We start from the raw sequence: 10,777 nt of genomic DNA, 5'->3' as shown, positions 1-10,777 counted from the left end.
CTATTGGGTGGCAGCGTCAAATGTGTATACGAGACAGCCGCCACACCCGTTCCTCGACGCGCGACCCGGACCGCCATCACATCGGCGGGTTCCCGTGCTTGCGCGCCGGAACGTCGGCGTGCTTGGCCCGCAACATCGCCAGCGACCGGATCAGCATCTCCCGCGTCCGGCCGGGCTCGATCACGTCGTCGACCAGCCCGCGTTCGGCCGCGTAGTACGGATGCATCAGCTCGGTCTTGTACTCCTTGATCTTCTGCCGCCGCACCGCCTCCGGGTCGTCGGCCGCATTGATCTCGCGCCGGAAGATCACGTTCGCCGCGCCCTCCGCGCCCATCACCGCGATCTCGTTCGTCGGCCACGCCAGCGAAACGTCCGCGCCGATCGACCGCGAGTCCATCACGATGTAGGCGCCGCCGTACGCCTTGCGCAGGATCATCTGCACCCGCGGCACCGTCGCGTTGCAGTAGGAATACAACAGCTTCGCGCCGTGCCGGATGATGCCGCCGTGTTCCTGGTCCACCCCTGGCAGGAAGCCCGGCACGTCGACCATCGTCACCAGCGGAATATTGAACGCGTCGCACGTCTGCACGAACCGCGCGGCCTTCTCGCTCGCCTCGATGTCGAGCACCCCGGCGAGCGTCGCCGGCTGGTTCGCCACGATCCCGACCACATGCCCGTCGAGCCGCGCCAAGGCGCACACCACGTTCGTCGCCCAACCGGCGTGCACCTGGAGGAACTCGCCGTCGTCGACGATTTCCTCGATCACGGCACACATGTCGTACGCGCGCGCCGAGTCCGTCGGCACCACCTCAAGCAGCTTGTCCGTACAGCGGTCCGCCGGATCGGCCGTCGGCTCCACCGGCGGCACCTCGTTGTTGTTGGAGGGCAACAACGAAATCAGGTACCGCACGTCCTCAAGACAGCTGGGTTCGTCGTCGTAGACAAACGCGGCGACGCCCGACGTCGAGGCGTGCACGTCCGCGCCGCCAAGGCCGTTCTGGGTGATCTCCTCGCCGGTCACCGCGTGCACCACGTCCGGACCGGTGATGAACATCTGCGAGGTTTCGCGCACCATGAACACGAAATCCGTCAACGCGGGCGAGTACGCGGCACCACCAGCGCACGGGCCGAGCATCACCGAGATCTGCGGAATGACCCCCGAAGACCGGGCGTTGCGCTGGAAAATCCCGCCGTACCCGGCGAGCGCCGTCACGCCCTCCTGAATCCGCGCGCCCGCGCCGTCGTTGAGCGACACCAGCGGCGCACCGGCCGCCGCGGCGAGATCCATCACCTTGTGGATCTTCTGCGCGTGCGCCTCGCCAAGCGCGCCGCCGAAAATGCGGAAGTCGTGGGCATACACGAAAACCGTGCGCCCGTAGACGGTCCCCCAGCCGCACACCACGCCGTCCGAATACGGCTTCCGGTGTTCGAGCCCGAAGGCCGTCGCGCGGTGCCGGCGCAAGGACTCGATCTCGGTGAACGAACCCGGGTCAAGGAGCAGCTCGATGCGCTCGTGCGCGGTCAGCTTGCCGCGGTCGTGCTGCCGGGCGGTCGCGGCGTCGTCGGGGCCACGGCGCGCGGCCTCCTTGATCTCCCGCAGTTCCTCGAGCCTGCTGTCGAATCCGACCGCCAGTGCCTCAGACATGTGCACGCCCCTTGTCGACAAGCCGATCGGTCAGATACCGGAGAATCACGTCCTGGTGGCGGGTCAGGAAGAAATGCCCGCCGGCGAGCGGGACCAGCTCGAAGCCCGCCGAAGTGTGCTCGCCCCACGACCGGACCTCGTCGACCGAGGCGACCGGGTCGTCGGTGCCGGTGAACGCAACCACCGGGGCCGCCAGCGGCGAGCCCGGCTGGTACCGGTAGGTCTCCACGGCGCGATAGTCGTTGCGCACCACAGGAAGGATCATACGCACGACATCGTCATCGCCGAGCAGGTCCATTTCGGTGCCGCTCAACCGGCGCAGTTCGTCGATCACGCCGTCGTCGGTGCGGGTGTGCACGTTCTCGTCGCGACGCCGAGAGGGCGCGCGGCGGCCGGACACGAACAGCGTGTCCACCGCGGTGCCCGCGGCCTCCAGCCTGCGGGTCACCTCGAAAGCGATCATCGCGCCCATGCTGTGGCCGAACAACCCCAGCGGCAGGTCGTCGCGCCCGCGCAGCAGCTCGGCGATCCGGTCGGCCAGCGCGTCGACGGTGGTCAGGAACGGCTCGTGCCGCCGGTCCTGGCGGCCCGGGTACTGCACCGCCAGCACCTCGATGTCCGGCGTCAGCGCCCGCGAAACCGGGAAGTAGAACGGGGCCGAACCTCCGGCGTGCGGCAGGCACACCAGCCTTGCCTTCGCCTCGGGCGACGTGTGGAAGCGGCGAAACCAGCTGTCCTCGTCGGAATTCGCGCTACCCGTCATGTCGTCCCACCGCCTTTCCGACGTCTGCGCCGGGACGACCCGGCCACGGATCCTTCTTCGCCGACCCACGGTAACCGCGCCCACCGCGCGCAACGACCCCTAACTCCCCCTAGATCCACAATGGACAGTCAAGTCCGGCCCCTGGACAGAAGGATTCCCTCGCATGCAGCCAACGTTCGTCCTCGTCCTCGGCTCCCATGCCTCCGGACGCCGCTCCACCGCACTCCAACGCGAACTGGCCCTGCGCGGCCACCGCAGCCTGGCCGTAGACCTACCCGGCCACGGCACCGCTGGCTTCTCAACCGCCTGCGAGGCCCAAGACCGCGCAGCCTTCACCGAAGAACCGTCGCCCATGGCTGGCATCACGCACGCCGACAACGTCGCGCACGTCGCCGAGACCGTCCGCCGCGTACGCAAGCACGGTCCCGTCATCCTGGTCGGCCACAGCCGCGGCGGATTCACCGTCACGAGCGTCGCCAACGCCGTCCCGGACCTGCTGGCCCGAACCGTCTACGTCTCCGCCTGGTGCTGCGTAACTGGCACGGCCACCGACTACCTAGCCACCCCAGCCTTCAGATCACCCGACACCGGCGCAGAAATCGTCGCCTTCCGGTCGGCCCTCGACACCGACGAATCGCGAGACACCGGTACCGACCTCATAGACCCAGCCACCTGGGGCCGAATCCCGCACACCTACGTCCGGCTGACCGCCGACACCAGCATGCCCCTCGCACTGCAAGACCACTTCATCGAAGAAGCCGACGCCCTGACCCCCGGCAACCCCTTCGACGTGCACTCCCTGCCCGTCGGCCACATCGACCCGCTGCTCCGCCCGACGGGCCTGGCCGAAATCCTCGCCGGAACCGCCGACTACAGCGACGGAGCCTGATAGACGCCGAACTGCATCTCCCGGGCAAGCCGGAACCCCAGCTTCTCGTACAACCGGATCGCGCCGGTGTTCGTCCCGGCGGCGTGGAGAAACGGCCGTTCCCCGCGCTCCCGGATGCCGGCGGCCACCGCCAGAACCAGCCGGGCCGCCAGCCCCTGCCCTTGAAACTCCGGATCCGTGCAGACCGCACTGATCTCCGTCCACCCCGGCGGATGCATCCGCTCGCCCGCCATCGCCACCAGCGCCCCGTCACGGCGAATGCCAAGATAGGTACCCAAGGTGATCGTCCGCGGCAGGAAAGGACCGGGCTTCGTCCGCGACACCAGATCGAGCATCTCCGGCACGTCCGCTGCGGTCAGCCGCACCGCCTCCGCGTCGGCGACCGCCGGGGCGGCCGAACCGTCCATCTGCACCCCGGCGATCTCGGCCTCCACTGTCCAGTCCGCGGGCGGCGGCGTCCCGACCCGGCCTACCACGACCGTCGACGCAGCCGGCCCGATGAGGTCGGCGATGTCGTGCCACACGTGTTCGTCCGGCTGGTCCGGCACGGCGAGGAACGGAGAGACGTCCACCGGATACCGCAGCACCTGCCCCTTCTGCTCCGCGAACGACGCGTGCGGACCGCTCAACGCGGCCCAAGCGGGGTTTTCGAGCGGGGACGTGCTCATTCTCGCCTGCCATTCCGATCCGGGGTGCCCGATCAAGAATGCGTGCCCTGAACCGGACCCGGCCACCTCCTCCCACATGCTGAGCAGCCGAGGACCGCGGCTGTCCGCAATGCGCCATAACGTCGCCGCCATCACCGACGAAGGGACCTCGATGAGCACCGTCGACCGCAACCAGCCGCTCGGCACCCCGACCTGGATCGACCTCGCCGTGCCGGACCTGGACCGCGCGCGACGCTTCTACGGTGCCGTCCTCGGCTGGACCTTCGACGGCGGCCACTGTCTGCTGCGCGACCTCCCCGTCGCCGGTCTGCGCCAGGCAACCGACCCCAGTCCGGTCTGGACGGTCTACTTCGCCACCGACGACTGCGACGGCACCGCGAAAGCCGTCACCGCCGCAGGTGGCAAGCTCCTCGACCCACCCCACGACGACGGAGACCACGCCCGCATCGCCGTCGCGGAAGACCCGACCGGGGCGCGGTTCGGGATCTGGCAAGGCCGCAAACTCCCCGGCGCCCGACTCGTCAACGAAGCCTGCACCCTGATGCGCAACGACCTCGTCACGCCAGCCCCCACCCCGGCGCGCGACTTCTACTGCGAGGTCTTCGCCTTCACACTCGACGGCAACGACACCCTCCCCGGCGTCGACTTCACCTTCCTCCGCCGCCCGGACGGCCACGAAATCGGCGGCATCATCGGCGACCCAACCGTCCCAGCACCGGCGTGGGGCACCCTCTTCCTCGTCACCGACGCCGACGCGGCGGGCACCCAGGCGGTCGAGCACGGCGGGGAAGTCGTCGAAGCGCAGGACAGCCCGTACGGGCGCATGGTGACCGTCCGCGATCCGTTCGGCGCGGAGTTCGTCCTGGGCTCCTGAATCCCGGCCCCATTGCCCGGAACTCGGTGCTAGAACAGGAGAGGTGGACCTCGAAACCCTCCCCGGCGCGACCCTGCTCCCCGCGACCTCCGACGACGCCGCCGAGCTGATGGTGCTCCAGCGGTGTTGCTGGGTGCAGGAAGCCCTGCTCAACAACACCCTGGAGCATCCCGCGCTCACCGAAGACCTGACCGAGGTCCGCGAGGCCGTCAAGACCTGGCAAAGCTGGGTCGTCCGGCAAGGACACCGGCTCGTCGGCGCGGTCCGCGCACGCACCGTCGAGAACGACGGCTGGGAGATCGGCCGCCTGATGGTCGCGCCGGACCTGGCCGGGCGCGGTCTCGGGCGGCTCCTCCTTGAGCACGCCGAACGCCATGCCCCGCCGGAGACGAAGCAGTACGTCCTCTTCACCGGCGCGTCCAGCGAACGCAACATCGCCCTCTACGAACGGGCCGGCTACCGCCGCACGCCGATGCCGTTCGAAGCGACCGGTCTCCTCCGGCTCGCGGTCTACCTGGTCAAAGCGGCCTGACCAGGGTTCACAGCTCGTCGAACACCAGCACGGTGTGCGTCGAGAGCACGTCCGGCATGGACTGCAGCCGTTCGAACACCAAGTCCCGCAGGCTGTCCGCGTCGCGGGTTCGCACGAACAGGATCAGGTCGTTGTCCCCGGACACCAGGCCGCCGTGTTCGATTTCCGGGATGTGCTTAAGTTCCGCGCTCACCGTGCGCCACGAGTTCTGCGTGACCTTCAAGTACACGTACGCCGCCAGCCCCTGTCCCATCCGGCGCGGATCGGTGACAGCCGCGTACCCCGTGATCACTCCCTCGCGGTGCAGCCGCTCCACGCGCGTGTAGCAGCCGGCCCGCGAAATGTGCGCGCGTTCGGCGAGAGCGCGCATCGAGGCGCGGCCGTCTTTCTTCAGCTCGGCGATCAGTTTCAGGTCGACCTCGTCCAGCGCCGCTGCCATTTGTCCACCCGGCTGGGACATCCGCGCCACCTCGCAAGCCAATCGTCCAATCGGTACTCCACAACCCGGCCATCATTCCACAGTTCCTTGTCAAGTCTGGATCCCTGATCGGCCAAAAGCGAGTATCAGGGCCTACTCGTCTTGTCGATGGGAGCTGTCGGTGACCACCACGGAACGCACTGCCGCGTCCTATTTCCTGCCCAGCGACGAGCCGCTCGGCCTCGTGACCGCCGACGGCGCGCCGACGCCCGACCCGGCGCTCGCGATGCCCGCGGACGACGTCCTGCTGCGCCTCTACCGCGGCATGGTTTCCGGACGCCGCTTCGACACCCAGGCCACCGCGCTCACCAAACAGGGCCGGCTCGCGGTGTACCCGTCGGCGCGCGGGCAGGAGGCCGCCGAGATCGGCTCGATCCTCGCGCTTCGCCCGCAGGACTGGCTTTTCCCCACCTACCGCGACTCGATGGCCGTCGTCGCGCGCGGCGTCGACCCGGTCGAGGTGCTCACGCTGCTGCGCGGCGACTGGCACTGCGGCTATGACCCCTACCGCGCCAACGTCGCTCCGCAGTGCACGCCGCTCGCCACCAACACGCTGCACGCTGTGGGCTTCGCGCACGCTGCGCGTGTGAAGGGCGAGGACACCGTCTCGCTCGTTCTCGTCGGTGACGGTGCCACCAGTGAAGGCGACACGCACGAAGCGCTGAACTTCGCCGCCGTCTGGAAGGCTCCGGTCGTCTTCCTCGTACAGAACAACGGCTACGCCATCAGCGTCCCGCTCGAGAAGCAGACGGCTGCGCCTTCGCTCGCGTACAAGGGTGTCGGCTACGGCATGCCGTCCGTACTCGTCGACGGGAACGACGCGGCCGCCGTACACGCTGTCGTCGAGCAGGCTGTCGAGCGTGCCGCAGCGGGTGAAGGACCGACGCTCATCGAAGCTGTCACCTACCGCATGGAGTCGCACACCAACGCCGACGACGCGACGCGCTACCGCGACAAGGCCGAAGTGGAGAAGTGGCTCACGCGCGACCCGATCAGCCGTCTCAAGCAGTACCTCACCGACCGTGGCCTCCTCGACGACAAGGCGCAGCAGGAGATCGACGCGCGCGCCGAAGAGGAAGCAGCCGCGTTGCGCGAGCGGATGAACGTCGACACCCAGCTCGACCCGGCAGATCTCTTCCGGCACGTCTACGCCGAACCGACCGCCGCGTTGCGACAGCAGGCCGCCGAACTGGCGCACGAGAACACCGAGGACCAGGCATGACCGCCACTCTGGACACGACGCTGTCCCTCGCCGGAGCGCTCAACCGCGCACTGGCCGACGCACTCGCCGAGGACGACCGCGTACTCGTCTTCGGCGAGGACGTCGGCACGCTCGGCGGCGTCTTCCGCGTCACCGACGGCCTCGCCGCACGTTTCGGCGACGCCCGCGTCTTCGACTCGCCGCTGGCCGAATCGGGCATCGTCGGCACTGCGATCGGGATGGCGATGAACGGCCTGCGCCCAGTGATCGAGATGCAGTTCGACGCGTTCGCCTACCCCGCGTTCGAGCAGATCACCAGCCACCTCGCCAAACTCCGCAACCGCACCAAGGGCCAGGTCGAACTGCCCGTCGTCATCCGGGTGCCGTACGGCGGCGGCATCGGCGGCGTCGAGCACCACTGCGACTCGTCCGAGGTCTACTACACGCACACGGCTGGCCTGCGCGTCGTCACCCCGGCCACGCCGGACGACGCCTACACCCTGCTGCGCGAAGCGATCGACAGCCCGGACCCGGTCATTTTCCTCGAACCCAAGCGCCGGTATTGGGAAAAGGGAACCGTTGACCCGCAACGCCGTTCGCCCGGTCTTGACAAGGCAGTGATTTGCCGCGAAGGCAGCGACGTCACCCTCATTTCCTACGGCGGCGCACTCGGCACGACGCTCGAAGCAGCCGAAGCCGCCGCGGAAGAAGGTTATAACGCCGAAGTGATCGATTTGCGCAGCCTCGCGCCATTCGATCTGGAGACGGTCGCCGCATCTGTACGACGCACCGGCCGCGCAGTCGTCGTGCACGAGGCGAGCCGATTCTGCGGCTACGGTGCCGAGGTCGCCGCGCAGTTGTCCGAGCATTGTTTCCATTACCTGGAAGCACCGGTGTTGCGCGTCGCCGGGTTCGACATTCCGTATCCCGCACCGAATCTGGAACAGCACCACCTGCCGGGCGTCGACCGGATCCTGGACGCGATCGAGCGGCTCCAGTGGGACGACGCGGCATCGCTCGACGGGGAGAAGTGATGGCCGTCTTCAAGCTGCCCGACCTCGGCGAAGGTCTGACCGAGGCAGAGATCGTCGCGTGGCACGTCGCGGTCGGCGACACCGTCACGGTCGACCAGACCGTGGTGGAGGTCGAAACCGCGAAGGCCAGCGTCGAGGTCCCGGTGCCGTTCGCGGGCCGGGTCGCGACGCTGCACGGAACGGCGGGCGAAGTGCTGACCGTCGGCAGCCCGTTGATCACTGTGGACAGTGCCGCGGACTTCACCGAACCTGGCGTCGTCACGCCGGAGGGCAGCGGAAACGTCCTGATCGGCTATGGCACCAGCCAGACTCGCACTCGACGGGCGAGGCGGCCACGCGGCAGCAAGGCACCAGCACCAGCATCAGCGCCCGCCGCGGCAGCAAGGTCCACTTCGGACCGAATCCGCGTCGTGTCACCGCTAGTCCGCCGTCTCGCCCGCGAGTCCGGAGTGGACCTTCACGCGCTCACCGGAACCGGCACCGACGGCATCGTGAGCCGCGCCGACGTGGAACGCGCGATCACCACCCCGGCGACCCAAGCGACCCCGGCAGCGACTCCGGACGAGCAGCGAATCCCCCTGCGCGGCCTGCGCAAAACCGTCGCCGACAAACTCACCCGCTCCCGCCGCGAGATCCCTGAGGCGACCGTCTGGGTGGACGTCGACGCGACCGAGTTGCTGCAGCTGCGCACGGCGCTCAACAGCGATCCGCACGCCCCGAAGATCAGCCTGCTCGCGCTCATCGCCCGCTTCGCCGTCGCGGGCCTGCGCCGATTCCCTGAGCTGAACGCGCATTTGGAAGGCGACGAGATCGTCATTCCATCCGCGGTCCACTTGGGATTCGCCGCGCAGACAGACCGCGGCCTGGTCGTCCCGGTGGTCCAGAACGCCCACCAGCACACGCTGGAAGACCTGTCGGCGGCTCTCGCCGACCGCACCGAACAAGCCCGCTCCGGACGGCTCGCTCCGGCCGACCTCACCGGCGGCACGTTCACCGTCAACAACTACGGCGTGTTCGGAGTGGACGGTTCGGCCGCCATCATCAACTACCCCGAGGTGGCGATCCTCGGCGTCGGCCGGATCATCGACCGGCCGTGGATTGTCGACGGTGAGGTCACCGCCCGCAAGATCACCGAGCTGACACTGGCGTTCGACCACCGCGTCTGCGACGGCGGCACCGCGGGCGGATTCCTCCGCTTCGTCGCCGACTGCATGGAAAACCCAGTACGGCTGCTGCGCACTCTCTGAGGACGGTCAGGCTGGCAACTCTGCCAGCCTTTCCGTTTTCGCCCACACGTTCCGCTTCAAGACGATCCGTAACACGGCACGCCACGTCGCCAGCACGCCGAGCAACAGGAACGCCGGATAGCACAGCCCGGCCAGCAACGCCCGGTGCAACGGCTCGTCACGCAACCGGACAAAGTAGACGATCGCCCACATGATTCCGGGCAACAGCAACGCTGCCAGCCACCACCCCACTGCCTGCGCCAGATTCCCGGTCTCCGCGACCAAACCGCCGAACGTGTTTCCAGTCAGCAACGCCACCGGCACGATCACCAGCAGCGCTGCGGCGAGCAACGACAGCGGAACAGTCAGCCACGGCACGACGAGGTAGACCAGAAAGTCGAACAACCCCGTCCCAGCAATGAATCGCGAGGTCGCGAGACTGCGCAGATGCCGTGAACACTGGAGATTTCCCTGTGCCCAGCGGGTTCGCTGCCGCAGCAGTCGACGGGTGTCTTCCAGCCCTTGCTGAGTCACCCAAGCCCGCTGCGTGTACCGGATCCGCACCCCGGCCAAGTGCAGCCGCAGACCCAATTCAAGATCCTCGACCAGGCAGTCGCTCCACGGCGACGGCCCGAACTTACGCAACACCGACAATCGCGTGAACTGTCCGTTGCCACCCATCCCGACACTGCCGAGGACGTCACGCAACGACTGCGAAGCATCCGCGATCGCGCCGAACTCCAGGTCCTGCAACAAGGCCAGCAACCGGTGTCTATTGTGGATCCGCACCCGGCACTGCACCGCACCGACACCGCGGCTCCGCAGCATCGCCGCTACTTCCGTGAGCAATCCAGCACTGCCGCGCCCGTCCCCGTCGATGATGCCCACGACGGTCTGCGACACCGTGCCTTCCCGCTCGGCAATGGCGTCGATGTACCGATGACCCGCGTTAAGCGCCTCACCCTTGCCCCGCCGGGCCTGCGGCAAATGACGTCGCAGAACATGCAGCCGATCGTCGGCAATGCTCGCGACGATCTCCGGCGTGCCGTCGTCAGAGCCGTCGTCAATGACCAGCACTCGCACCGGAGTTTCCGGATTGCCGAGCCGTAACGCGTTCCGCACCGTGTTGGCGATAACGCGTTCTTCGTTCAGCGCCGGAATGACAATCCAGAACAGCAACGGGCGCGGCGAACGTTCCGAAGCAGGCCGAGGCGCGCGCCAGGCGAAGGCCGCCAGTACCAGGTTGTGCACCGGCCACCAGCACAGCAGCAGCACGAACCACCACGGCTGTGTCATGCCGAGTGCCGACCCCGGGACACGTGGGCGCGTAGCCGGACCGAGCGAACCGTGAACGCCATCGCCACGAAGCCGACGACGGACAGGACAAACCACAGCACCCCGTGGAACGGTGCGACACCGATCGCGGCAGCGGACACGACCGCGGGTGCGACCCGGGTGACAGACATT

General features: G+C 68.1%; 12 protein-coding genes. 6 read left to right on the top strand and 6 right to left on the bottom strand.

What is annotated here, in order from left to right:
* Positions 1–76: 76 nt before the first annotated feature.
* On the bottom strand, positions 77–1,645 hold the full coding sequence (locus tag D0D37_RS00990) for an acyl-CoA carboxylase subunit beta (RefSeq protein WP_116198557.1): 1,569 nt from the start codon (positions 1,643–1,645) through the stop codon (positions 77–79).
* On the bottom strand, positions 1,638–2,408 hold the full coding sequence (locus tag D0D37_RS00985; RefSeq protein ID WP_116198556.1) for a thioesterase II family protein: 771 nt from the start codon (positions 2,406–2,408) through the stop codon (positions 1,638–1,640). The genes D0D37_RS00990 and D0D37_RS00985 overlap by 8 nt, the downstream gene beginning before the upstream one ends.
* A gap of 163 nt (positions 2,409–2,571) precedes the next feature.
* On the opposite strand from D0D37_RS00985, the gene D0D37_RS00980 reads away from it, so the two are divergent.
* The gene (locus D0D37_RS00980; protein ID WP_116198555.1) at positions 2,572–3,297 is read left to right on the top strand and encodes an alpha/beta hydrolase; all 726 of its coding nucleotides are present in this window, start codon (positions 2,572–2,574) and stop codon (positions 3,295–3,297) included.
* On the opposite strand, the gene D0D37_RS00975 is transcribed toward D0D37_RS00980, so the two are convergent.
* On the bottom strand, positions 3,279–3,965 hold the full coding sequence (locus D0D37_RS00975; protein ID WP_116198554.1) for a GNAT family N-acetyltransferase: 687 nt from the start codon (positions 3,963–3,965) through the stop codon (positions 3,279–3,281). The two genes, D0D37_RS00980 and D0D37_RS00975, sit on opposite strands and share 19 nt — an antisense overlap.
* 151 nt (positions 3,966–4,116) lie before the next feature.
* On the opposite strand from D0D37_RS00975, the gene D0D37_RS00970 reads away from it, so the two are divergent.
* Positions 4,117–4,839 (top strand): VOC family protein, encoded by a 723-nt coding sequence (locus D0D37_RS00970; protein WP_116198570.1) that lies wholly within the window; start codon positions 4,117–4,119, stop codon positions 4,837–4,839.
* 43 nt (positions 4,840–4,882) lie between these two features.
* A complete protein-coding gene (locus tag D0D37_RS00965; protein ID WP_116198553.1) occupies positions 4,883–5,371 on the top strand; it encodes a GNAT family N-acetyltransferase in 489 nt (162 codons plus the stop codon).
* Between the two features lie 7 nt (positions 5,372–5,378).
* On the opposite strand, the gene D0D37_RS00960 is transcribed toward D0D37_RS00965, so the two are convergent.
* Entirely contained in the window at positions 5,379–5,831 is a 453-nt protein-coding gene (locus tag D0D37_RS00960) for an Lrp/AsnC family transcriptional regulator (RefSeq protein WP_235079332.1), read from the bottom strand.
* A 139-nt stretch (positions 5,832–5,970) separates the two neighbouring features.
* Between D0D37_RS00960 and pdhA the strand changes: the two genes are divergently transcribed.
* From pdhA to D0D37_RS00945, 3 genes are read left to right on the top strand one after another with little or no spacing between them, the layout of a single operon-like run.
* Positions 5,971–7,071: a pyruvate dehydrogenase (acetyl-transferring) E1 component subunit alpha gene (gene pdhA, locus D0D37_RS00955; protein WP_116198552.1), complete on the top strand. Its 1,101-nt coding sequence runs from the start codon at positions 5,971–5,973 to the stop codon at positions 7,069–7,071.
* Positions 7,068–8,084 carry an alpha-ketoacid dehydrogenase subunit beta gene (locus D0D37_RS00950; protein WP_167493474.1) on the top strand — a complete coding sequence of 339 codons (1,017 nt, stop codon included), beginning with the start codon at positions 7,068–7,070 and terminating at the stop codon, positions 8,082–8,084. Before pdhA ends, D0D37_RS00950 begins: the two co-directional genes overlap by 4 nt.
* Positions 8,084–9,331 carry a dihydrolipoamide acetyltransferase family protein gene (locus D0D37_RS00945; RefSeq protein WP_116198551.1) on the top strand — a complete coding sequence of 416 codons (1,248 nt, stop codon included), beginning with the start codon at positions 8,084–8,086 and terminating at the stop codon, positions 9,329–9,331. Before D0D37_RS00950 ends, D0D37_RS00945 begins: the two co-directional genes overlap by 1 nt.
* Before the next feature lie 6 nt (positions 9,332–9,337).
* Here D0D37_RS00945 and D0D37_RS00940 read toward each other — a convergent pair whose 3' ends face one another.
* Together D0D37_RS00940 and D0D37_RS46415 are read right to left on the bottom strand one after the other, a co-directional pair.
* Positions 9,338–10,606 carry a glycosyltransferase family 2 protein gene (locus D0D37_RS00940; protein ID WP_116198550.1) on the bottom strand — a complete coding sequence of 423 codons (1,269 nt, stop codon included), beginning with the start codon at positions 10,604–10,606 and terminating at the stop codon, positions 9,338–9,340.
* Complete coding sequence (locus D0D37_RS46415) at positions 10,603–10,776, bottom strand: hypothetical protein (protein WP_162834022.1); 174 nt, start codon at positions 10,774–10,776, stop codon at positions 10,603–10,605. Before D0D37_RS46415 ends, D0D37_RS00940 begins: the two co-directional genes overlap by 4 nt.
* Between the last annotated feature and the right edge of the window lies 1 nt (position 10,777).

It is taken from the genome of Amycolatopsis circi, assembly GCF_003385235.1.
Taxonomy (GTDB): Bacteria; Actinomycetota; Actinomycetes; order Mycobacteriales; family Pseudonocardiaceae; genus Amycolatopsis; species Amycolatopsis circi.
The sequence above is the reverse complement of the archived record's forward strand: the minus strand, read 5'-3'. Positions and strand labels throughout refer to the sequence as shown.